Origin of the sequence: Mucilaginibacter sp. (assembly GCF_965225845.1) — a bacterium.
In the GTDB taxonomy this organism is placed as follows: Bacteria; Bacteroidota; Bacteroidia; order Sphingobacteriales; family Sphingobacteriaceae; genus Mucilaginibacter.
This window is the reverse complement of the sequence record NZ_CBDDBL010000002.1, coordinates 1,345,304-1,368,673: the sequence shown is the minus strand read 5'-3', so window position 1 is coordinate 1,368,673 and position 23,370 is coordinate 1,345,304. Positions and strand designations below refer to the sequence as shown.

The 23,370-nt window shown below is 38.9% G+C and carries 24 protein-coding genes and 1 riboswitch; of the genes, 8 read left to right on the top strand and 16 right to left on the bottom strand.

The window, feature by feature from the left end; all coding sequences use genetic code 11:
• Nucleotides 1–42: 42 nt before the first annotated feature.
• From ACYZ0U_RS09960 to ACYZ0U_RS09950, 3 genes are read right to left on the bottom strand one after another with little or no spacing between them, the layout of a single operon-like run.
• The gene (locus ACYZ0U_RS09960) at nucleotides 43–1,407 is read right to left on the bottom strand and encodes a HAMP domain-containing sensor histidine kinase (RefSeq protein ID WP_461451940.1); all 1,365 of its coding nucleotides are present in this window, start codon (nucleotides 1,405–1,407) and stop codon (nucleotides 43–45) included.
• A 3-nt stretch (nucleotides 1,408–1,410) separates the two neighbouring features.
• Nucleotides 1,411–2,094, bottom strand: a complete 684-nt coding sequence (locus ACYZ0U_RS09955) for a response regulator transcription factor (protein WP_461451939.1) — start codon at nucleotides 2,092–2,094, stop codon at nucleotides 1,411–1,413.
• A gap of 53 nt (nucleotides 2,095–2,147) precedes the next feature.
• Entirely contained in the window at nucleotides 2,148–3,038 is an 891-nt protein-coding gene (locus ACYZ0U_RS09950) for an ABC transporter permease (protein WP_461451938.1), read from the bottom strand.
• 182 nt (nucleotides 3,039–3,220) lie between these two features.
• On the opposite strand from ACYZ0U_RS09950, the gene ACYZ0U_RS09945 reads away from it, so the two are divergent.
• From ACYZ0U_RS09945 to ACYZ0U_RS09920, 6 genes are all read left to right on the top strand, one after another.
• Nucleotides 3,221–4,042 (top strand): glycoside hydrolase family 16 protein, encoded by an 822-nt coding sequence (locus ACYZ0U_RS09945; RefSeq protein WP_461451937.1) that lies wholly within the window; start codon nucleotides 3,221–3,223, stop codon nucleotides 4,040–4,042.
• 25 nt (nucleotides 4,043–4,067) lie between these two features.
• Nucleotides 4,068–5,228 carry a M28 family metallopeptidase gene (locus ACYZ0U_RS09940; protein WP_461451936.1) on the top strand — a complete coding sequence of 387 codons (1,161 nt, stop codon included), beginning with the start codon at nucleotides 4,068–4,070 and terminating at the stop codon, nucleotides 5,226–5,228.
• Nucleotides 5,229–5,313: 85 nt separating this feature from the next.
• Nucleotides 5,314–5,838, top strand: coding sequence for an HdeD family acid-resistance protein (locus ACYZ0U_RS09935; RefSeq protein WP_461451935.1), 525 nt, complete (start codon nucleotides 5,314–5,316; stop codon nucleotides 5,836–5,838).
• A gap of 238 nt (nucleotides 5,839–6,076) precedes the next feature.
• Entirely contained in the window at nucleotides 6,077–6,349 is a 273-nt protein-coding gene (locus tag ACYZ0U_RS09930; RefSeq protein WP_461451934.1) for a UBP-type zinc finger domain-containing protein, read from the top strand.
• A gap of 18 nt (nucleotides 6,350–6,367) precedes the next feature.
• The gene (locus ACYZ0U_RS09925) at nucleotides 6,368–6,589 is read left to right on the top strand and encodes a YdeI/OmpD-associated family protein (protein ID WP_461451933.1); all 222 of its coding nucleotides are present in this window, start codon (nucleotides 6,368–6,370) and stop codon (nucleotides 6,587–6,589) included.
• Between the two features lie 105 nt (nucleotides 6,590–6,694).
• Nucleotides 6,695–8,827, top strand: a complete 2,133-nt coding sequence (locus tag ACYZ0U_RS09920; RefSeq protein ID WP_461451932.1) for a tetratricopeptide repeat protein — start codon at nucleotides 6,695–6,697, stop codon at nucleotides 8,825–8,827.
• An 8-nt stretch (nucleotides 8,828–8,835) separates the two neighbouring features.
• Here the strand turns inward: ACYZ0U_RS09920 and ACYZ0U_RS09915 are convergent, their stop codons facing one another.
• From ACYZ0U_RS09915 to fdhD, 7 genes are all read right to left on the bottom strand, one after another.
• Nucleotides 8,836–10,278 carry a voltage-gated chloride channel family protein gene (locus ACYZ0U_RS09915; protein ID WP_461451931.1) on the bottom strand — a complete coding sequence of 481 codons (1,443 nt, stop codon included), beginning with the start codon at nucleotides 10,276–10,278 and terminating at the stop codon, nucleotides 8,836–8,838.
• A gap of 36 nt (nucleotides 10,279–10,314) precedes the next feature.
• Nucleotides 10,315–10,377, bottom strand: a riboswitch (Fluoride riboswitch).
• Between the two features lie 84 nt (nucleotides 10,378–10,461).
• A complete protein-coding gene (locus tag ACYZ0U_RS09910) occupies nucleotides 10,462–11,103 on the bottom strand; it encodes a redoxin domain-containing protein (RefSeq protein ID WP_461451930.1) in 642 nt (213 codons plus the stop codon).
• A gap of 393 nt (nucleotides 11,104–11,496) precedes the next feature.
• On the bottom strand, nucleotides 11,497–11,928 hold the full coding sequence (locus ACYZ0U_RS09905) for a DUF4395 domain-containing protein (protein ID WP_461451929.1): 432 nt from the start codon (nucleotides 11,926–11,928) through the stop codon (nucleotides 11,497–11,499).
• Nucleotides 11,929–11,984: 56 nt separating this feature from the next.
• Nucleotides 11,985–12,620 (bottom strand): peroxiredoxin, encoded by a 636-nt coding sequence (locus ACYZ0U_RS09900; RefSeq protein WP_461451928.1) that lies wholly within the window; start codon nucleotides 12,618–12,620, stop codon nucleotides 11,985–11,987.
• Nucleotides 12,621–12,766: 146 nt separating this feature from the next.
• Entirely contained in the window at nucleotides 12,767–15,082 is a 2,316-nt protein-coding gene (locus tag ACYZ0U_RS09895; RefSeq protein WP_461451927.1) for an FdhF/YdeP family oxidoreductase, read from the bottom strand.
• Between the two features lie 3 nt (nucleotides 15,083–15,085).
• Nucleotides 15,086–15,445, bottom strand: coding sequence for a DUF7009 family protein (locus ACYZ0U_RS09890; protein ID WP_461451926.1), 360 nt, complete (start codon nucleotides 15,443–15,445; stop codon nucleotides 15,086–15,088).
• The gene (gene fdhD / locus ACYZ0U_RS09885; protein ID WP_461451925.1) at nucleotides 15,429–16,295 is read right to left on the bottom strand and encodes a formate dehydrogenase accessory sulfurtransferase FdhD; all 867 of its coding nucleotides are present in this window, start codon (nucleotides 16,293–16,295) and stop codon (nucleotides 15,429–15,431) included. The genes ACYZ0U_RS09890 and fdhD overlap by 17 nt, the downstream gene beginning before the upstream one ends.
• 125 nt (nucleotides 16,296–16,420) lie before the next feature.
• On the opposite strand from fdhD, the gene ACYZ0U_RS09880 reads away from it, so the two are divergent.
• Nucleotides 16,421–16,663 (top strand): MoaD/ThiS family protein, encoded by a 243-nt coding sequence (locus ACYZ0U_RS09880; RefSeq protein ID WP_461451924.1) that lies wholly within the window; start codon nucleotides 16,421–16,423, stop codon nucleotides 16,661–16,663.
• A 10-nt stretch (nucleotides 16,664–16,673) separates the two neighbouring features.
• The gene (locus ACYZ0U_RS09875; RefSeq protein WP_461451923.1) at nucleotides 16,674–17,093 is read left to right on the top strand and encodes a molybdenum cofactor biosynthesis protein MoaE; all 420 of its coding nucleotides are present in this window, start codon (nucleotides 16,674–16,676) and stop codon (nucleotides 17,091–17,093) included.
• A 2-nt stretch (nucleotides 17,094–17,095) separates the two neighbouring features.
• On the opposite strand, the gene ACYZ0U_RS09870 is transcribed toward ACYZ0U_RS09875, so the two are convergent.
• The 6 genes from ACYZ0U_RS09870 to ACYZ0U_RS09845 form a co-directional block, all read right to left on the bottom strand.
• Nucleotides 17,096–18,163, bottom strand: a complete 1,068-nt coding sequence (locus ACYZ0U_RS09870) for a ThiF family adenylyltransferase (RefSeq protein WP_461451922.1) — start codon at nucleotides 18,161–18,163, stop codon at nucleotides 17,096–17,098.
• The gene (locus tag ACYZ0U_RS09865) at nucleotides 18,163–19,320 is read right to left on the bottom strand and encodes an NTP transferase domain-containing protein (RefSeq protein ID WP_461451921.1); all 1,158 of its coding nucleotides are present in this window, start codon (nucleotides 19,318–19,320) and stop codon (nucleotides 18,163–18,165) included. The genes ACYZ0U_RS09870 and ACYZ0U_RS09865 overlap by 1 nt, the downstream gene beginning before the upstream one ends.
• Nucleotides 19,301–19,783, bottom strand: a complete 483-nt coding sequence (gene moaC, locus ACYZ0U_RS09860; RefSeq protein ID WP_461451920.1) for a cyclic pyranopterin monophosphate synthase MoaC — start codon at nucleotides 19,781–19,783, stop codon at nucleotides 19,301–19,303. Before moaC ends, ACYZ0U_RS09865 begins: the two co-directional genes overlap by 20 nt.
• On the bottom strand, nucleotides 19,783–20,994 hold the full coding sequence (locus ACYZ0U_RS09855) for a molybdopterin molybdotransferase MoeA (protein ID WP_461451919.1): 1,212 nt from the start codon (nucleotides 20,992–20,994) through the stop codon (nucleotides 19,783–19,785). Before ACYZ0U_RS09855 ends, moaC begins: the two co-directional genes overlap by 1 nt.
• 24 nt (nucleotides 20,995–21,018) lie before the next feature.
• Nucleotides 21,019–22,008 (bottom strand): GTP 3',8-cyclase MoaA, encoded by a 990-nt coding sequence (gene moaA, locus ACYZ0U_RS09850; RefSeq protein WP_461451918.1) that lies wholly within the window; start codon nucleotides 22,006–22,008, stop codon nucleotides 21,019–21,021.
• A 149-nt stretch (nucleotides 22,009–22,157) separates the two neighbouring features.
• The gene (locus ACYZ0U_RS09845; protein ID WP_461451917.1) at nucleotides 22,158–23,234 is read right to left on the bottom strand and encodes an aldose epimerase family protein; all 1,077 of its coding nucleotides are present in this window, start codon (nucleotides 23,232–23,234) and stop codon (nucleotides 22,158–22,160) included.
• Nucleotides 23,235–23,370: the final 136 nt, after the last annotated feature.

Here is a 23,370-nt window from a genome sequence, read left to right as displayed (position 1 = left end):
GACTATATAGCCGCTATTAACTGGCTATCAGTTTATTATTAATTATAATTCGCGGTTAAATGAAATGATGATACTTGTGCCGATGCCTATTGATGAATTTATTTCAATAGTGCCGTTAAACAAGCCGATAATTTTTCGGGTGACATATAAACCAATTCCCGTACCATGAAAATATTTCCCGTTAGTACCGCGATAAAAAGATTCAAAAACTTTCTTTTGCTCTTCTGAGGGTATACCGATACCGGCGTCGGTAACAGTTATTTTGATGATGGTATCATCTACATACAAATCGCAATTCACTTTTTTATTAGCCGAGAATTTAAAAGCATTGGCTATGATATTATTGAGGGCAACGGCCAGCAAAGGTTTATTAGCTGTAACTTGAAGCCTTTCTGCATCATCGGGCAAGTGCAGAATGTTTACATGCAACATGCCTTTACCTATTTTTGACACCCAATAGTCATGTATCTCCCAAATAAGATCATCTACAGCTACGGGATATACTGATAACTGGGTAAAATTCATATCAACCTGGGCCAGCTCGAGCAAACTTGTTGTGGTTGTATTCAGGCGTTCAGCGTCAGCAAGAATGGAGCGTAATACTTGCTGATACTCTTCTGCCGATCTTAATTTATTTAATGATATTTCTATTTCACCTATTATACTGGTAATTGGCGTTCGCAATTCATGCGATGCGTTAATAACAAATGATTGCTGTAACTCAAAAGCATTTTCAAGATTACCTAATAGCTTATTAAAATTGGTTGCGAGCGCGCTGATCTCGTCCTTTCCGTTTCCTTCATCTACCCGCATGCTTAAATTACCGGCGCTTACTTTATCCATCTCATGGATCAGTTTATCAATCGGTTCCAGGCTTTTTTCAGCAAACCAACGGCTCATTAAAAAAAGACTTACCATAGCACACGCCAACAATGCAGCCATACTTTTTATCAAGTCTTTTGACCGGTTGTTTCCCTGCTCATCAATTGCCGATACCAGAATAACAAAGTTCCCCTGATTATCATTGTAATATATACCAACTGTTTGCCTTTTTGCCTGGGTGAACTCTAACTCACCGGTTTTACGTACCTGATTAATTATGGCGTCGTTCCAATATTGGTCTTTATCTTTTATGAATGACGCGGCGTTCTTATCATCATAAAATCGCACAACTTCACCGGGCAGGCGTTTAAAATAACGCTCTCTTACATGGCTTAATGAATCCGCGGATATTTCATCAGCTTCAAGGTAAACTTGCGCGGCTACAGTAGCCCGGTCCATTAGCTGGCTGTAAAAGTTTGACTTGGTCGAAGAATTGAATATAATACAAATAATCACCTCTACAGTAATCAGTACAAGTGTGCTTATAGCTGTAAAATATAACGAGAGGCGATTCTTTATCTTCATAACCTATCTTTCGGCACGCATAATATAGCCCATGCCAATAACAGTATGTATCAGTTTTCTTTTAAAATCCTTTTCTATTTTTTTGCGGAGGTAATTCATGTACACATCAATAAAATTGGTACCGGTATCAAAATCTATCCCCCAAACTTTCTCAGCAATATAATCTCTTGACAGTAATTTATTAGGGTTGCGCATAAAAAGCTCAAGCAAGCCGTATTCTTTTGCTGTCAGCACAATTTGGCGGCCTGCCCTTTCGGCTGTATTACTCCAGGTATCCAGTTTAAGATCGTCAAATTCAAGTATATGGTCTTCGGTAGCGGGTACATGCTTTCTTCTTAATAAGGCCTCGATCCGGGCCAAAAGCTCACCAAAATGAAATGGCTTTACCAGGTAATCGTCGGCACCTGCTTTTAAACCTGAAACCTTATTTTGAACTTGTTCAAGTGCGCTCAGCATCAATATAGGTGTTTGCTGATCAGTCAATCTTACTTTACGGCACAGATCAATGCCATTTGTATCCGGTAACATGACATCCAATATTAACAGATCAAATTTTTCTGCGCTTATAAATGCTTCTGCCTCTTCTCCATTCTTCGCGGTTTTTACCTTATAACGATTCTCCTCCAATCCTTTACAAATAAAGCCTGCAACCTTTTGTTCATCTTCAACCAAACATATATAATTCATGTGCTATAATTATGTCAATATTAATTGAATATTAGGCAAATAAAACCGCGATCTTAAACGGTATCAACAAAGTTTTTTTCAACCTTATTAAAAACGATCAGGCCTAATAAAAAAACCATTAAACTTGCCAGTATACTATAAATAAATGCACCGGGATAAAATTGACCGGTGCCTAAGAAACCATATCTGAAAGTTTCTATCAACCCACTCATGGGATTAAGGGCGATAATATGACGGTATTTTAAAGGCGCGGCAGAAAGTGGATATATCACCGGTGTTGCATACATTAATAATTGTATACCAAAGGTTACTACGAACGCCAGGTCTCGGTATTTTGTGGTTAACGCGGTAATTATTAAACCGGCCCCTAATCCTAAAATTGCCATCAGCAATATTACTACTGGGAATAAAAAAATATAAAAGTTGGGTTGCACCTTATAATGCGGATCAGGTATAAAATAAATGAGCAAAATTATAAAAAGAAGAAATTGCACACCGAACTTAACCAGGTTAGAGAATACAATACTAATAGGCATTATTAACCTTGGGAAATATACTTTCCCAAATATCCCGGCATTATCCCTGAAAACTGTTGAAGTTTTGGTTAAGCTATCGGCAAAATAGTTCCAGGCAACGGTGCCTGCCATGTAAAAAAGTGGTGCCGGCGCATTATTAGTACTAATTTTAGCCAGGTTGCTAAAAATAAACGTATAAATAAGCGTGGTGAATATCGGTTGGATAAAGAACCACAGAGGCCCAAATATAGTTTGCTTGTAAAACGAAACAAAATCGCGCCTTACAAGCAGCCAAAGTAAATCTCGGTATGCCCAAACATCCTTTAAATGAAGATCAAAAACACTGCTTTGAGGCTTTATTTCCAAATCCCACTGCTGTATTTGATTTTCTTTTTTTAGAACATCGTCGTTAATGATGTGATCATTCATACCGTTTATACCCAAATTTAACGTTAAATACTGCTTTAAGCCAAAGATAAAATTTTATGTTGGTTTACATTATTATTGAAACAGCTGATACAGTTAATTTTAGATCTTACTACATCTCGTTAAGATGTAAAAACACGCAAACTTCTATTATTTTTTTAGTTTTGTTGATTACATAACCACTTATGAAAGTTATTTCTTTATCACTCATCGCGGTAATATATTCGTCGTTTGCATTTGCTCAGCACAAAACAGACACTTTATTTTTTGACGATTTTAAAGGTAATACCCTAAACAGGGCCGAATGGAATTATGAGATCACAGGCCATACGAATAACAATGAGCAGCAAGCTTACGTTGATTCCGTAATTACGCTATCAGTTGCTGGTGGTAATTTGGCGATAACCCCTGTTTATCACCGGGGTTATGAAAGCACGGAACATCGTAAATATGATTTTTTGTCAAGCCGGATCAATACCCGTTCAAAATTTGAGTTTACATACGGCACCGCGTCCGCCCGTATTAAAATGAGCGGCGGTGATGGCCTTTGGCCTGCATTTTGGGCATTAGGCGAAGGTAAATGGCCGGATTGCGGCGAAATAGATATTATGGAAACTGTTGGTGATTCAACATGGATAAGCAATGCAATGCATGGCCCCGGATATTTTGGCAATACCCCTTTTGCTTATCGCGACCATTTTCCAAAAGGGATTGACGTAACGCAATGGCACACTTACTCCGTTAAATGGACAAAAGATAGTTTGGTATTCAGCGTTGATGGCGCAGTAACTTATACCGTAACCCGAGCCATGGTAGAGCATTATGGGCGCTGGGCTTTTGATAACCCGAAGTTTATTATCATAAATTTTGCCGTTGGCGGCGGTTATCCGCATGGAGTAAATAAAATTGACATTCCTTATTTTGGTTTATCGCAAAGCAGCGTAGATAAAATAAAGCGTGGCGAAGCAAAAATGCTAGTGGATTGGGTGTTAGTGACCAGAGAGTAAAAGCCTGCACCTTATTAAATTAAAAATGAAACTTAGGCTCACATTACTACTATTATTTATTTCATCGTTTGGTTTTTCACAGGACTCATTATTTGCCCGAAAAATTGTCGACACATTATCTTCAGCTTACTTTTGGGGTCGTGGTTATACCAAAAATGGTGTGCATAAAGCTGAGAGCTATCTAAATAAGCAATTTAAAAGCTATAACCTTAGTCCTATGGATGGCAAGAGTTTTTTACAGCCCTTTAGCTATTCTGTAAATACATTTCCCGGGGAAATGGAGGTGAGTATCAACGGGCAAAAGCTGGTTTCGGGTAAAGATTTTATTGTAAGTCCTGAAAGTCGCGGAATAAATATCACAACTCAGCTTATACAAAAAAACAGCACCCATTTTATTGATACTGCAAACCGTGTTTTGGTGATTTTAGAAGATAAGCTTACTTGGTCGGCAAATCAGAAAGCAGCTGATTATACTATTATTGATATCCTTAAAAAATCGATAGAAAATCCGCCGCTAACTATCAGCGTCAATATTGAAAATAAATTTGTCAAGCATTTTAATACATCAAATATCTGTGGTATTGTAAAGGGCACAAAGTACCCTGATTCTGTAATTGTTTATACAGCACATTATGATCATTTGGGCGGAATGGGAGACAAAACTTATTTTCCCGGGGCAAATGATAATGCAAGTGGTGTTGCACAGGTATTAAGCCTGGCAAAATATTATTCGGTTCACCCACAATCTTATTCAATGGCGTTTATTTTATTTTCGGGAGAAGAAATAGGCCTGCTAGGATCTCAATATTTTACAGAAAACCCATTGATCCCATTAAAAAATATCAGCTTTTTAGTCAACCTTGACCTGGAAGGTACAGGAAATGAAGGAATAACCGTAATAAACGCAACCATATTTCCCGATCAATTTAATTTATTGAAACAGATAAACAATAAAGAAAAGCTGTTGCCAAAAATTGTTTCAAGAGGCAAAGCGGCCAATAGCGACCACTATCCATTCAGTAAGAATGGCGTGAATGCAATTTATATCTACACCATGGGCGGTATAAAAGCTTATCATGATATATATGACATCAGCGCTACTTTACCGATGGACGAATATTCAAATTTATTTAGGCTGATAGTGAAATTTAATGATGCTTTAATGCATGAACAGGCAGATCATTAATTGATTAAATATTATCGTTGGTAACAAACTAACCCCACTAACAAACATTTCTTTTCTCCGCTGGTTGCAATAAAAAATAGAAGACATGGAATTATCACTCGACCGCAGCCTCCGCCATTGGTGGGCATTTTTAATAAGAGGAATATTATTTATTTTAGTTGGCATATGGATGATAGCCTCGCCTATTACAAGTTTTGTAGCATTAGGCTTTTTATTCGGTTTGGTGATTTTTATTGCAGGCCTGGGCGAGTTACTTCATGTTGTGCGCGACAAGACGGCAACTAATCGTGGCTGGCACCTGTTCTTAGGGATTGTTGATATTATCCTTGGCCTGGTATTAATGGCCCATGTTGCCACAAGCGTTGCCATAATGCGCATCATTGTAGGCGTATGGTTTCTGTTAAGGGGTATCTCACTCATTAGTTTTTCCCGCAGAGTTGGAAGATCTTGGGCATTAACAATCGGCGGTATTATAACAGCTTTGTTCGGCTTATTGATTATTTTCAACGGTGTATTCGGGTCAATGACCATTATTATATTTATAGCGGTAGCCTTTATATTCACCGGGATATTTAATGTATGGCTTGGCTTACGCATGAAATCGCATTAATACCAAGCATACTAAACAAGAAGCTTCTGCCGGTATTGGCAGAAGCTTCTTTTATATTTATTTTATTGCCGGATAAGAGTGCCGATGCTGAAAATTCATCAAATAAGAGTTACCACCATAATATAGGTTTAGCCTCGTGGTTACCAATCCGTCAAGAACTAAACTTAGATCTTTTCGAATAGTATGATAATAATGAATTTGACGACATATTATTTATAAAATAAATTTATCTTTAGCCATGGCTGATCAAAATATTTGCGCACATATCAGCGCTATAAATACAGTAAAACTAAGTAAGGATGATGTATGCGAGGAATGCATCAAGCATAATGGCACCTGGGTACATCTGCGTACCTGCCAAACATGCGGTGTAACTTTATGCTGTGACGACTCACCATCAAAACACATGACCAAACATTACCATGAAAGCCATCATCCTGTTGTGGCTTCGGCAGAACCCGGTGAACGCTGGTTGTGGTGTTATCCCGATGAAATATTTGCTGAATATTAAATTTACTTTAAATAGCTCATGCTCAAAAAAGGAGAACATATAGCGGGTACACCCGTCGAATTGCAAGTTCTGCTAAATTCGGATACTGAAGCGAACGAATTCTTTGAAAGCCTGTCAAAGTCATACAAACAAGGTTATTGTGATTGGGTTGGATCTGCCAAAAATGAGGATACTCGCAAAGCAAGGGCAGGCAAAGCAGTGATCATGCTGCAGAATAAACAGAAGACGCTTAAAACTTAGCAGTTAATTTTCCGTTTAACCAACATTGCACATATGAGATTATGTATATGCGCAAAATAATATCTTGATCAATTCGATATTATTGGGTTTAGCCCCTGCTTTATTATGAAAAAATTATTCTTTATATTCTTTTTGATACCTTGTTTTGCTTGCGCACAAACCGAAACTGCTTATATACAAAATGGCAACCAGGCTGCCGGTAGCAAAGACTATGAAACTGCTATCACCGCCTTTACAAAAGCTATAGATATCAATCCTAAAGATGCCAACCCCTACTTTTATCGTGCTAATGCTTACAGCAATACGCATAATTATGAACAGGCTATAGCTGATTTTACACAGGTCTTATCGATAAACCCATCATATCCAAACGCGAGTTATTACCGGGCAAATGCCTATGCTAATTTAAAAGATTACAATAATGCAATAACCGATTTTAATAGCGCACTGGCGCTACAACCTAACAATGCAGAATTGTACCATTACCGAGCTAATGCAAAAAGCAACTCCGGTGATTACGCCGGGGCAGTTGACGATTTCACACATGCAATTGAACTTAAACCTAGTGATGGTGATTTGTATAAGTACCGTGGGTTAGCAAAAGTTAACCTAAATGACAATAAAGGTGCTATAGCTGATTATGATGTGGCTGCACGATTGAAACCTAATGATGCTGACATCTTATTTTATCGGGCAAATTCAAAAGGCAATATTGCCGATTATAGTGGAGCCATAATTGATTACAATGCTACGTTAAGACTAAATCCCAATTATCCGAAGGCGATCTTTTATCGTGGTAACGCGAAGGTAAACTTAAAGGATTTTAAGGGAGCAATTGCTGATTATACCTTAGCCGCGGGATCGTCACCTAATACACCTAATCTATATTTTTATACAGCCAACGCATTGGGTAATGCTAACAAATACACTGAAGCCATTGATTACTATAATAAAGCCATTGAAGCCGATCCGGATAATGCTGAAATCTATTTATACCGTGGCAAAGCGGAGTTAAACATTGATAGTTCCAAAGATGCGGTTAATGATTTTGACCATGCAATCAAGATCAAACCTGGTTACACCGAGGCTTTATTAAATCGTGGCGATGCGAGAGTTAATATTCGCAATTTTAACGGTTCGATTGACGACGAAAACGCTGTTTTGGAAACCGACCCTAATAACTTACGTGCCATATTTATCCGTGGTAAAGCTGAAGCTGAATTAAAGGATACTGCAAGCGCCATGGCTGATTTTAATTTTGTAATTGATAAGCACACCACAAATGAATATGCTTACCTGTCGCGCGGTATGCTGCGAAGCAAGGAGAACGATAATGCTGACGCCGCTCTTGATTTTGATAAAGCTGTTGAAATGGCTCCTCAAAACAAAGATGTTTATTTGAACAGGGGGAATTTCAGGGTTAAGCTTGGCAATTATGATGGCGCTATTGCTGATTTTAAAAAAATGCTGCTTGTTGCCCCTGAAAGTGTTGCTGGCCATCTTAAGTTAGGTAACGCTATGATATTAGCAGGACAGAATGTTAATGCTATTGGTGTATTTAATGCAGGTATTGCATTAAATACAAAAAGTGCAGGGATGTATGTTGGCCGTGGAATAGCAAAAAGTAATTTAGATAGTTATCCGGATGCTATAGCTGATTATAACAGGGCTATAAAATTGGACTCAGCCTCCTCTGATGCTTATGCTAACCGTGGTAATACCAAAGCTATGATGAGAGATTATTCAGGCGCTTTAAAAGACCTGGATATGGCAATAAAAATAAATCACGATAATGATAATACATTCTTTTACAGGGCGAACATCAGGGTTAAACTGAAAAATTATTCGGGTGCGCTAGATGATTATAACTCTGCACTATATGCCAACCTTGATGACATAAAAGTATATGCATATCGTGGCTATGTTGAAGGAGTAATGCGCGATACAGCATCTATGAACGCTGATTTCCGCTACTCTGCTAAGATCAATCCAAAAAGCGAACTAACCTACGTTAAGCGTGGCGCCGTAAAAACATATTTCGCTGATTTTTCAGGTGCGATGTATGACCTTAACCTGGCCATCTCCCTAAATCCGAAAAGCGCTGAGGCTTACCTTGCACGTGGTAAATTGAAAATTGCCATGGGTGATGGAGACACCGCATGCCCGGATCTGAACAGAGCATTTGCGTTAGGCTCAAAAGAAGCATCTGACCTGATTAAGGCTAACTGTATGAATTAAGCAGATTATTAGTTATTATTTTTGGATAACCTTAGGCCGTACTTATACAGCTTTTGATGCAGATAACCACGGCGTTTATTAACTTCGCTTAAACTCCGTTCATTTGCATAATAATTGTCAAATACTTTAGGTACATCAATTTTTTGAGATGAATAAATACCTGAGTTCCCGCTAAAAAAATAAGCAGTGAAGCAGGCAATCGCGAAAAGCAATGCATATTCGCCGCCAAAAAGCTCAATCCCCATAAACGTGCAGGCTAATGGCGTGTTAGTTGCGCCGGCAAAAACAGCTATAAAACCTAACGCGGCGAATAAGCTAACAGGGGCATTCAACAAACCGGATAATGTATTACCGAGTGTAGAACCGATATAAAATAATGGTGTAACCTCCCCCCCTTTAAACCCTGTACCTAAAGTTATGGTTGTATAAATTATTTTCCAAAACCAACTCCAGGTATCAGCCCCGCCTGCATGAAACGATGATGGAATAGTGACCGCTCCGGGGTATTGGGCATCAACACCTAAACTTAAATAGTCGGGTTTGCCTATTAGATAGGTTAAACCAATTATGATCAATCCACCAAAAACAGGGATCAGCCATTTTATCTCAAAAATCTTTATAAAACCAGCTTTAATTTCATGAACCATAATTGCAAACAGGTAGCTGGCTAATCCAAATGCAACGGATGCTAATATTACTTTAGCGATCAGCAACAGGTCCACCGGCAAATAATTCGACAAGAAATAAGGTGTCTTAGCTATGATATCGATATGATAAGCAGTATGATGGATATGCCAGGCACCAACTGTAATATCAGCGACAATACTAGCGACTAACGCTGGTAATAAAGCATCATATTTTATCTTACCGATTGTGAGCACCTCCAAAGCAAAGATCGCTCCTGTTAATGGTGTACCAAACACAGCACCAAAGCCGGCGGCAATACCGGCCGTAAGCAACATGCGCATATCATCGCCTGATAATTTAAACCATTTACCAAATAATGCTGCAAGGCTTCCCCCTATTTGTACCGCCGTACCTTCACGCCCCGCCGATCCTCCAAACAAGTGAGTTAGTACAGTAGTAATCAATATGATCGGACCCATAGTTGCAGGAACTCCGCCACCAGGTTCGTGGATTTCGTCAATGATCAGGTTATTGCCTTTTTCAGATGATTTACCCGCCCATTGATAAATAAAGTGAATAAGCACACCAGCAACCGGAAGCAGAAACAATAGCCACGTATGTGCAAAACGATAATGTATTGCCCAGTTCAATAACCATAGGAACAAAGCAACCATACTGCCAATGGTGATAGCTACGGGTAAAATCAGCAAAGTCCAACGCAACATGTATTTTAAGATGCTGAGATGTTCAGAGGAAAGAATAAACTTTTTCAATTGATGAGAATACCGTAGTTGTGTTTTGTTGATCGATTTTAATGTTTTCACCTGCAATAATATTGTACCCTAAGCACAGCTTAAAGTTGATTTGCAGGCGCCATCAGCAAACGCGGTTTTTAAAAGGAAGACACCATTTCCTGCTGCTAATATACAAATTATAGTATACAAACAAAAAATGCCTTCAGGGTTAGCTAAAGACATTCTAAAAAAACTATAAAAACACTTAATTAATTAGGCTGATTTTTTGCGGTTGTTGATCAACGTTGTTAAATAGACATAAGAAATGATCTCCCTTGCAGGAAATGATTCATTAAAATTCAAGTTAAGGTGATCGAATACAACCTGTCTTGAGGGGTCAATTACATAGGTAGCTAACAAAGCCACGTTTTCATCAACACCCGAAAAACGGTTCCATGCAGGGTTTTCATCTGAATAAACCCTGAACTTTTTAGCGATCTCATTCTCGCTATCATAATAAAAATTTAACGATAAACTGTGCTCCCAGGCAATGCTTTGTAACTCTTCGCTTTGCTCATCTGTAATGATCAGCAAATTACCGCCGTTTGCTTTAATCTCATTTTGAATTGCATTCAGTTGCTTCAAATGGTCGATGCCAAGGTTTTTCCAGTGGCGTGAGTAAAACGTGATCACCAAAGGCTTATCTAACAAATGCCTTAACAATACCGGACCATGCGTTTCAGAACCATTATAAAATTGCTGCCAGTTAGTCCATTGCGGATTTAGGATAAAGTCCGGTACAAAATTGCCGGTTTTTACAGGGCTAAGTGGTTTGTATGGTTTAATGATATAATCAGGATCTGGGATTATCTCTGAAAGATCGAAGTATGGATATTTATTTACTGCTGTTAACATAACTCTTTATGTTTTAGGATAATTATTGTTGTTCATTGATAGTGTTAGGTAAAAAGTATGTTAACAACAACGGTAAAGTCCATAGCTTCCCCGGTAATGTTTTAAGGCTTTAGTGAATTCAGTATACCGGGAATGATGCATAAAATATATGATTAAAATGAGATCAGTAATGTTTTGGAATTTATATTGAAGAAAACTGCAGCGAGTTTAACAACAACAGCACATACATACCATGTTACTTTTAAACCCTTTCAGGCTTAAAAAGCAGCGGGAGCTAATGATATTTTTATTGTGCAACATTTATTTTATTTAATGATGAAACAAATATACTATAATATCTATAAACTTAGTAGATTATTTATAATATTTTACATCTGCCTAATTAACAGCAAATTAAAATTTAGATAGTACATATTTACCGGCTGAATACACATAGCACCCGGCACAAAAAGAAAAGAAAGATTCCAGAAAAGCAAAAAATGAAAGCAAAGCAGCTAAAGAAAATGCTACTATTTGCAATTGAAGTATAAAGGAAATAAGTATTGATGCCGTAAACACTACCCCTGCCATCGAAGCAAAGCGTTTAGGTGCACGATCAACAGGCTTTGTTTTTATTTGGAGTTGCTTAATTACTGCGTCGCTCACAAAACCAAGCAGGCTATATTTACCCAGGTTAGTAGCGCGAAGCACAAAATCAACAAGCAGGAAAGCAATGATGAGCCAAAAACCGGTTTTGAGATAAACCAGCGATAATACAAAAACAAAAAATGCAGTAAGGCGTGCTTTATTTTCATTGATTTTAATAAAATCGACTGGGCAATCCATAATACAGCTATTAAATAACAAAGGTGCCATGCTTTGCATGACACCTCAAATATATTTTATTTATTGGGTTGTGGCGTTAATCTTAAATACGGTTTAACCTCAGTAAAACCTTTAGGGAACTTAGCAGGGATATCTTCAGTTTTGATAGCGGGTAATACAACAACATCATCACCGTCTTTCCAGTCTGCCGGTGTAGCAACACTGTGGTAGGCGGTTAATTGTAGCGAATCGATAACGCGAAGTACTTCTTGAAAGTTTCTGCCGGTAGATGCAGGGTAGGTAATAATTAATTTGATCTTTTTATCAGGGCCAATAATAAACAATGAACGGATAGTTGCATTAAGAGAAGCGTTCGGATGGATCATATCGTAAGCTTCGGCAATTTCGCGGTTCTCATCAGCGATGATAGGGAAAGTTACCTCAACATCCTGAGTTTCGTTAATATCATTGATCCATTTTTTGTGAGACTCAACCGAATCAACACTTAACGCAATCACTTTAACATTACGTTTAGCAAACTCTTCTTTTAACGATGCTGTTTTACCTAATTCTGTTGTACAAACCGGCGTATAATCCGCAGGATGCGAAAACAGTACACCCCAGCTATCGCCTAAATATTCGTAAAGATCAATTTCTCCTAATGAAGTTTGTGCTTTAAAGTTTGGTGCATCATCACCTAATCGTAAACCCATGATATTTTATTTTTTATATTGACAGATAAATGTTTAACCGGTTACAACCAGCCTTTCTATAAACAAATGTAACATCTTTTTCAAAAGTCTATTAAAATTATAGATTTTTAAATTTAGTTTTACAATAAGAATATATTCAAATGGTTCTAACTTTCATGTTTCTTAATTTTGATGATCACTAATTTAGATGTTGGCGTATTGCTCTTAGCTGCCACGCTATCTATCGGCACTAAAACATTTGTTTCAGGGTAATAGGTTGCCGTATTACCTTGAGGGATGTTGTAGGAAACGATCACAAACAATTTCGCCACACGTTCAATGCCGCCATGATAGTTTAAAAGATCAACCTTATCCCCTGCTTTAAACCCGGCTTTGGTAATATCTTTAGGATTCATGAATATTACCCGACGTTCATTATGTATACCTCGGTATCTATCTTCCAAACCGTAAATAGTGGTATTAAACTGATCGTGGCTACGGATGGTCATCATCATGAATTCATCATCAGCTACTTTATGTTCGGTAAGCTTTGTAATGGTGAAAGGTACTTTACCACCCATATCCTTCGCAGTAAACTCGCCATCGCGGGCATTGTTTGGCAAATAAAACCCACCAGGATTGCGCACCCGTTTATTGTAATCGGTAAAACCGGGAACAACCTTTTCGATGTCATCCCGCACGGCATCATAACTTTTTTCAAACTTATCCCAATCCACAACACTACGACTACCTATAGTAGCTTTTGCCATTTTACAAACGATCTGATTTTCGCTTAGTAAATGATCAGAAACGGGCTTCAATACCCCCTTAGACATTTGGATAACACCCATCGAATTTTCGCAGCTGATCAATTGATCTTCGCCGTTAATCACATCCTTATCACTGCGGGCCAGGGTTGGTAATATTAAGGCTTCTTCACCATGTACCAAATGGGTTCGGTTAAGTTTGGTTGATACGCTGATGGTCAGTTCTAACTTACGCATGGCATCTGCGGTAAAGTTGGTATCCGGCGTAGCCGAAAGGAAATTTCCACCCATCGAGAAAAACACTTTCAGCTTACCCTCATGCATTGCTTTTATTGATTCCACCACATCAAAACCATGTACGCGCGGTGGTTCAAATTTATAAACTTCTTTTAGTTTATCTAATTGCTGTTCTGATGGCTTGTCGAATATCAGCATTGTTCGGTTGCCCTGCACATTACTATGCCCGCGAACAGGACATAAACCTGCGCCAGGTTTACCGATTGCACCTTTTAGTATGGTTAGATTAACGATTTCTTTAATAGTATCAACCCCATTTTGATGTTGAGTGATACCCATCGCCCAGCAAATAATAATGCGGTTTTTATATTTCAACATTTCTGCAGCCTGCTCAATTTGCGGCACGGGAACACCACATTTTCCAGCAAGTTCTTCCACAGTATTTTCTGCCAAGCTATGCAGGAATTCGGTATAACCTTGAGTGTGTTCTTTTATAAATTCCTGGTCGAAAACCTTACCCGGATCTTTTACTTCGGCTGCGTAAAGCAATTTTTCAATGGCTTTTAATAGCGCCATATCACCGTTGATCTTCACTTGTAAAAACAGATCGGCCAACTGTGCAGTGATGCCTAATACACCTTTAACATTCTGAGGATTGCGGAAACCCATCAACCCGGCTTCATGTAAAGGGTTGACGGCGATAATTTTCGAACCTTTTTCTTTAGCCTTCTGTAAAGCAGTTAGCATTCGCGGATGGTTAGTACCCGGGTTTTGCCCCATAATAATGATCACATCAGAATCGTAAAAATCATTCAGGGTTACTGTTCCTTTGCCAATACCTATTGTTTCTCCCAAACCTGAACCTGAAGATTCATGACACATATTAGAACAATCGGGCAAATTATTCGTCCCAAATTCCCGCACAAATAATTGGTAGGTAAAAGATGCCTCGTTACTGGTACGGCCCGAGGTATAAAAAGCTGCCTCATCAGGAGATGCCAATCCATTTAACTTATCGGCAATCTTTTTAAAGGCATCATCCCAACTAATTGGCTGGTAATGTGTGGCGCCTTTGGGCAAATACATGGGTTCAGCAATACGGCCTTTTTTACCGATCTCATAATCATTAAGTTTTGCAAGATCAGATACAGAATTTTGTGCAAAAAACTCTGCTCCAATCTTTTTTAAGGTAGATTCTTCGGCGAAAGCTTTAGCACCATTTTCACAATACTCAGCAACGGGCGAACGGTCATCGTCAGGATCGGGCCAGGCACAACTGGAGCAATCGAACCCACCCTTTTTATTCATGTGGAATAAGCCATCCATACCACGTACGAAACCGGATTCCTGCATCATATCGACCATTGCCGCTGTTACCGCAGGGATACCCGCAGCCCATTTTTTCGGCTCTGTTACTTTCAGATCCAATAATTCTTCCGGATTTTCAGCAGATGGCTGTTCTTTTATTTCCTTACTCATAGCTTACTCTTTTTTACCTTTTAACAATGGGTTTGGATAATTATCGCTCTGATCCTCATTTACATTATCCAGGCAAGTAAAATCCTTTTCTATCAATAAATATATTTCACCGGCTTTATTCTCAAATCCTACACGATCAGTATCGGTAAATTCCCCAATCATTTTCCGTGACATTGATAAAGTGATCTTATTGTCTATATAACTTGATGTAAGTACTTCGCCATTTGTAAGTTGAACGGCATAAATCAGCGGATTACCCGAAAAATTAATCTGGTCTTCCAGGTATCCATCTCTCGACAATTTATCTACGTCACTACGGGTAAGCCTGTAACGTAATGAATCACTTTTAATGCGTATTTTCATAATCAGGTATTAATATGCGGTGAGCCGCAGTATAAATATTAAAACGCTCGTTGCGTAAAAATCCTATAAGGGTAATGTTAAATTCATTGGCTAACTCCACTGCCAAACTTGATGGTGCTCCTACAGCTGCGATAACCGTGATACCTGCCATGGCTGCTTTTTGCACAAGCTCAAAACTGGCACGGCCACTTAACAGCAAAATATTTTTAGTCAGGGGCAGCAAGTTATCATTTAAAGCCGCCCCTATAAGTTTATCCAAAGCATTATGACGGCCCACATCTTCGCGCAAAAAAAGAAGTTCGCCGTTGGGCATAAATAATGCAGACGCATGCAAACCGCCAGTGTCAGCAAATACCTTTTGATGTTTACTTAAACTTAATGGTAACTCGTGCAGGATAGCGGCGCTGATAAAATTAGCATCGTCCTGTGCTTCGTAAACACTCACGGTACGTATAGCACTAATTGACCCTTTACCACAAACACCGCAACTTGATGTCGTGTAAAAATTGCGTTCGGTATTTCTCAGGTTAGGAATAGTGTCTTCATTTAGGGATACCACTATCGTGTTCTCCTTATTCTCTGCACAAGCAATAAATGAATGCTCAATGTGAGCAATGTCTTTTTGTTGGGTGATGATACCTTCAGTAAAAAGAAAGCCGAGCGCCAGTTCCTGGTCATTACCCGGCGTGCGCATGGTAACCGAAATGTTTTGTATTTGACGGCTATGCTTTGGGCCGAATTCAAGTCGGATTTCTAAAGGCTCCTCAATCGCGAGCGCATCTGATATTTCAGTAGTATCGGCATGATTAACCTTAATAATGGGCAAATGTATAACAGAGCTCGCGGCCATATTCAAATATACAAATCGTAGTAAACTAATGTTCTTACTTTAACATTAATTATTTACTTACTATATTTGAATATTGCTAATTCAGCAAAATCGTAAAACAAATTTTGCTGTCTAAATAACTATCAATGAAGATCAACATACTCGCGTTTGGAATAGCAAAGGATATATTTGGCGGATCCTCTATCAATGTTGAGTTGGCTAATGATTCCAGTGTTTATAACCTGAAATATTCTTTAGAACAACAATATCCACGTTTAAAAAAACTGGCTACTTACATGGTAGCGGTAAACAATGAATATGCCCTTCCCGAAGATACCATTTACGAAACCGATGAAATCGCCATCATTCCACCGGTAAGTGGTGGATAAACAAATAACCTTGCAAACCGACATAAAGATATCCTCACAAACACTCGATATACAAGCCTGTATCGAATTGGTCATGTTGCCTGAATCTGGCGGAATTGATGTATTTATAGGTACTGTACGCAATGCCACTAAGGGCAAAACGGTGTTAAAACTGGAGTTTGAAGCCTATGAAAAAATGGCCATAACCGAGATGAAAAAAATAGCTGCACAGGCTTTTGAAAAATGGCCGGTCCAAAAATTATTGATCCATCACCGTACCGGTATTTTAGGAGTTGGCGAGGCGCCTGTTATTATTGCTGTATCTGCCGCGCATAGAAATGCAGCTTTTGAGGCTTGCCGTTATGTAATTGACACCCTAAAACAAACGGTACCTATCTGGAAGAAAGAGTTTTTTGAGGATGGCGAAGTTTGGGTAGCAGCGCATCCGTAACGCTACTCTTCATCCAGATAAGCAAACCAGGCGCCTAAGCCGCCTTCCAAAGAAAACACTTTTGCATCCGGAAATTTTTGCTTGATTATTTTTACTGCTTCAGCACTTCGTTTGCCTGACGAGCAATAAAGCACCTTTCTTGTTCCATTATTGATGTAATCCCAATTATCTTCCAACTCATCAGCTTCGATATGTTCACCGCCGATGTCTATTTCATCACGTTCAAAGTCAGTACGGATATCTAATAATTCCAAAGTATTTTCTTCCAGGCCTTTTTTAACTTCATCTGCAGCCATAGTTACAACAGTAGTCATTTTGGGTAATGAAGTTATAGTGGTTTTGGTCACACTCCCGATCTTAATTATACGGCTTTGCATGCTTTGCGCATCAAAAATCAACACTTTGCCTTTCAGCAGATCGCCTGTTTTTGTAATGTATTTAATAACCTCATTAGCCTGCATACAGCCAATAATTCCCGCAAGTGTTGGGATCACCCCACCCACTGAGCAACTGGGTACTTGGGTTGCGTCAACCTCTGCGAAAAGATCCCTATAATTGGGTGTGTAAGTACCATCTTCATTTTGGATATTCCAAACTGCAACCTGTCCTTCAAATTGATAAATTGCCCCGTAAATAAGCGGTTTACCCGAAAGTACAGCGGCATCGTTCAACACATATCTTGTTTCAAAGTTATCTGTACAATCCACTATCATATCATAATCGCTAACAAGCTCCATTACATTGGCAGATGTCACCTTAATGTCGTGTGTTACCACTTTTATTTGCAGATTTTGCCTTTGCAAACGCTTGGTAGCGATCATTGCTTTTTTAAAATCCTTATCTGCAGGAGAAAACAACACCTGCCTGTGCAAGTTGTTTATAGTAACATAATCATAATCAGCAATCCCGATAGTGCCTATACCTGTTGAAGCCAGGTACTGTAAAGCCGGACAACCTAATCCGCCTGCGCCCACTACCAATACACTGGCGTCTGATAAAAGCTGTTGTGCGGCTTCGCCAAAACCCGGCAAAGCTATCTGGCAACTGTATCTGAGCAATTCATTATCCATTATAGTAATGTTGGTTGTTTAAGTATGGATTTTACTTTTTCAAGTTCTTCCGGTGTATTTACGTTCAACAAAGCATTGGTATCCGGTGCAATTAACAATTGCGGATCAGTATTAATCAAAACTTTGCGGGGGCATGAATAGCCCTGGGCTAAAAATGACAGTAATACAGCGTAGCTTTTCGGCTCCCAAATGGTAATCAATGGTTCAGGAAAACCTTCATAACCATTGCCGAAAGTGGTTGCCAATTTTGAAGGATTACGGTTATCAACGAGATATTGTAAAGTTTTCTCATCTAATAGCGGGAGATCACAAGCCACAACCAACCATGAACAATCCGGTTTTTCACGAAAAGCAGATAAAATGGCTCCATAAGGGCCCAAACCTGTAAAGGTATCTTCAAGTGTTGGATATTGTGTATTCGTATCTTCCTGACCTGAACGGCAAGAAATAAAGACCTCATTGCACAAACTACTTAGCATATCGGCCATGTGGTAGCGTTGTTGTTTACCATGCCAATTAACCGAGCCTTTATCATAACCCATTCGGGTGCTTTTACCGCCCGCTAATACCAGCCCATTTAAAACCGGTTTCGCCATCTGCAGCTTATCGGCAAAAAAAGCAATAATCTTGTCTGTCTCACCTAGTTTAAGTACAGGTATTTGTTGCCAGTGAGGAATTGTTTTCTTTATAAAATCAAAAAGTTCGTGAGCGTTATCGGCTAACAAAAACAGCTGCACGCTTGTTAATTGTTCAATCCTTTTTTGGAGCGATGCCCTCTTATTTATATCAATAATTACCACCTGTGCTTTGGCTTGCTGATGATTACCATTAACCAGAATAAGATCGGCTTCAGCAAAAATTTGTCTTTGCTTAAAGGGGGTGATCTGTTCAATATAATTGAACTGCCGATGATTTATTTGATCCGTATATTCTAAAATTGCACCTGACGATAAACGCCCGGGTGAAGCAATTGCTTCGTCGTTATGGGAAGTATCCGCGTAAGCACATTTATATTTTGGCGATAGCACACCGATAACCTGGTCGGCCAAAAGTTTGATGGTTGTGCAATAACCACCTACAATTGCCCATTCATTCCTGCCGAAATTACCGGTTAAGCGTGTAAGGGGAGTATGCTTTTTATGCTCTTTTAAAGTCACGTTTACCTCCTGTCTTTGATATCAGTTTGGTTTCTTTAATAACTATATCATGGCTTAATGCCTTGCACATATCATAAACAGTAAGCGCCGCCAATGATGCACCTACTAATGCCTCCATCTCCACTCCTGTTTTAGCGGTGATGCTTGTTGTGCAATCAATTACTACTTCATTTTTTTCATTTAAAGTGATGAATATATTGCAATTGTCTAAACCAATCGGGTGGCAAAGAGGTATCAGATCGCCCGTTTTTTTAGCCGCCATAATCCCCGCAATAATAGCTATTTGAAAAACGGAACCCTTTTTGGTTTTCAGATCGCCATCAACCAGTTGAGTTAAAACCTCTTCCGGTAAGGAAACAATACTACGTGCAGTTGCTGTGCGATGCGTTACAGCTTTATCACTTACATCAACCATTACAGCACGGCCTTCTGTGTCTAAATGAGATAATATTTCGTTGCTCATTATATTATTCCGTTAAATGGCCAAACCCTGTATACTTCACCCTTTTTGAAATCACTTTTATCTAAAGGAAGCCCCATAAAGGCATTGGTATCAGCTAAATTAGCAAAATCGCCTGAACCATTTCCTTCAATTGGTTTAGCCAATAATTTACCTTCATGACTAACTTGTAAATTAACCTGCAAAAAATATTTTAGCTCAGGTTGAAAATAAACATCATGATCTAAAACTGCATAAACCGGCTGCTTCGCCTTTAAGCCTAAGGTGGTTTGTAACCATGGTAAAAAATAACGGTGCAGGCACATAAACGTAGCAACAGGGTTACCCGGGAATGCAAAAACCAATACGCCATTATCATGCTTACCAAACCAAAATGGCTTGCCCGGCCGTTGCTTTACTTTATGAAAAATCTGTTTAACCTGTAATCCTTCAAGCGCTTTAGGTATGTAATCAAACTTACCCATTGATATTCCACCGCTTAACAACATCACATCATAATTTTGCAAGCATTCCGCGATCAGTTTTTTGGTTACATCCGGATTGTCCGGAATGTGCAGCATTCCAGCCTCAATACCATGTTGTTGCAATACTGCTTTTACCGTGTAGATATTTGATTTCCTGATCTGGTATTGATTGGGTATTTGCTCAACTTCTACCAGCTCATCGCCGGAAGAAATGACCACCACTCTTGGCAGTTTTTTAACCCGTAATTCTGTTTCGCCAACAGATGCAATCAAACTAATTATTGCAGGCGTAATCAATTGGCCTGATTTGGCAATCAATTCATCTTTCTTTTTATCCCTGCCCTGATAGTGTATATTCTGGCCTTTTTTAATGTTTTTATGATCTACAATCAAAGCTGCAAGGCCAGCCCGCATTTCCAGGTCTTCATAACGAATAACAGTATCAACCGAAGGCGGCAAAGCGGCGCCGGTCATAATTTCAATACAATGATCCGTTTCAGTGATTTCTATTGGAATGTCTCCCGCAGCCTGGGTAGCTTTAACATGAAACGAACTTATGCCACTTTGTAAAGCACTATAGTTTATAGCTACACCATCCATTGTAACACGGTTAAATGGCGGCAGATCCCGGTCTGCTTTTATATCCTCGGCTAACACACGGCCCAGCGTCATCTCAAATGGCATTATCTCGGCACCGTAATCCTTTATGTTGGATTGTATTATTTTTTCGGCTTCTTCAACAGTTATCATGTGTAAATATTTTTAACCGGATAATTAACCACCAATGGCAGCCATAGATTCATGCATTCCTGTATTCTTCACCAGCTTTTCCGCTTCCCAACCATCAACTACCCTGTTATTAAACACTTTTAAAAGACTTTTTTTTACTGCATCATCATTATTACCGGCACGCATCAAATCCCTTATATTTAAAACACCATCATCATACAAACAGTTTTTTAAAGTTCCTTGCGGTGTTATGCGTATACGGTTACATGTACCGCAAAAAGTTCGTGAATATGCAGCTATAACTCCTATATCACCCAAATGCCCGGGGATATGGTAATTATAAGCGGTTGAATAAGCCGGATCCTGTACCTTTTTTATTGCAGGGTATTTGTTTTCAATCTCTTCTAAGATACGAATATAATCCCAGGAAATTTTGGTTTGATGAATTTTTCCATCGCCATTAAAAGGCATTTCCTCAATAAACCGCACGTTTACGGGCAGATCTTTGGTTAGGGCAACTAAAGGAATAATGTCCTGTGTGTTTTTGCCGTCCATCACTACAACATTTATTTTAACCTCTATGTTATGTTTTAATAGCCCAGTGAGTGTCTCCATTACCGCACCAAACTCATCGCGGCGGGTAATACTAAAAAACCGACCGGCATCTAATGTATCTAAACTCAGATTTACTGATTTAACACCTATCGCTTTAAGGTCGGTAACGTGCGGCGCTGTTAGTACACCATTGGTTGTTAAACTTAATTCCTGCAAACCTTCTAAGCGGGATATCGCGGTTAACAACGCCATAATGTCCTTTCGTACAAAAGGTTCCCCGCCTGTAATACGGATCTTTTGTATGCCCATGCCTACCAATAATTTGCAGGCACGCAGCATTTCATCGTAACTCATTAATTCATTACGGGATAACCAGTTGAGTCCATCCTCGGGCATGCAGTAAAAGCAACGAAGGTTACACTTGTCCGTCACGGCCAGGCGTAAATAGTTTATTGTTCTTCCGTGATTATCTATTAGCAATGGGCAGTGTTTATATGAGCAAATAACAGCAATTACACTTTTAAGTTTAACAAATGCTTGTAAAAATAACAGGTATAGCTTATAAAAAACAAATCCTGCTGACGTTTAGTCGCAGGATTTGTAAAAAGCTTACAATGTTTTAAGTCCGGTTATTTTGCAACGCTGAATTTATACTCTGTTGTTGTTTTATAAACCTGACCGGGTTTTAACACCACAGACGGAAATTTTGGTTCGTTTGGTGAATCAGGAAAATGCTCCGTTTCCATAGCGAACGCAGTTCTGTGGTTATCTTTTGCACCATATTTCATGGTATTTTGACCATTCATAAAGTTACCGGTGTAAAATTGCAAACCAGGTTCCTGGGTGAATATCTGCATCTCAATATTGCTTTTATCCCCTACAACTATTGCTACAGGTGAGTCTAGCGATGGCTTGTTTAACACAAAATTATGGTCATAACCTTTACCATTTGTCAATTGCTCGTTCTTATCTTCAATCTTTGAACCGATTACTGCAGGCTGTGTAAAATCGAATGGCGTACCTTTTACAGGGTCGTTTTTTCCTTTTGGGATAGATGTTGGATCTATCGGCGTATACTCATCAGCAAAAATCTGAACTTTATGATCTAATATGGTACCGCCATTGGCGCCGTTCAAATTAAAATATGTGTGGTTGGTTAAATTGACAATAGTTGTTTTATCTGTTGTAGCAGTGTAATCAATTTTTAAACCGTTATCGTTGGTTAAAGTATAAATCACTGTGGCTTTTAAGTTGCCGGGATACCCTTCTTCCATATCTTTCGACAAATAATTTAGTTCCAAAGTTGCCGAATCGATTTGCTTTGCATCCCAAACTTTCGAGTCAAAACCTACCTTACCGCCATGTAATGTATTTGGCGCGTTATTTATATAAAGGGAATATTCTTTACCCTCTAAAGTAAATTTACCTTTAGCAATCCGGTTACCGTAGCGGCCAATTAAAGCACCATAGTAGGGCCCCGGCGCATCCTGATATCCTTTTACAGAATCAAAACCTTCTACCACGTCAGTTAGCCTTCCATTTTTATCAGGCACTAAAATGCTTACCACTCGCCCACCAAAATTAGTGATAGCCACTTCCATACCTTTAGCATTTTTTAATATATACAGGTCTGTCTTCTTTCCGTCAATGGTCTTTTCAAAATTTGCTTTGGGAGGTAATGCTCCTTGCGCTAATGTATCAGTCATATTTTGTTTTGTTGATGTATTATGGCAAGCGCACAAAAATAAGGTGCATGCAGATAATATAGATAAAGTTGGCTTTAGTAATTTATACATGGTTTAATTGTTTGGTTATACAAATGTAAATAAAGATAATTGTTAA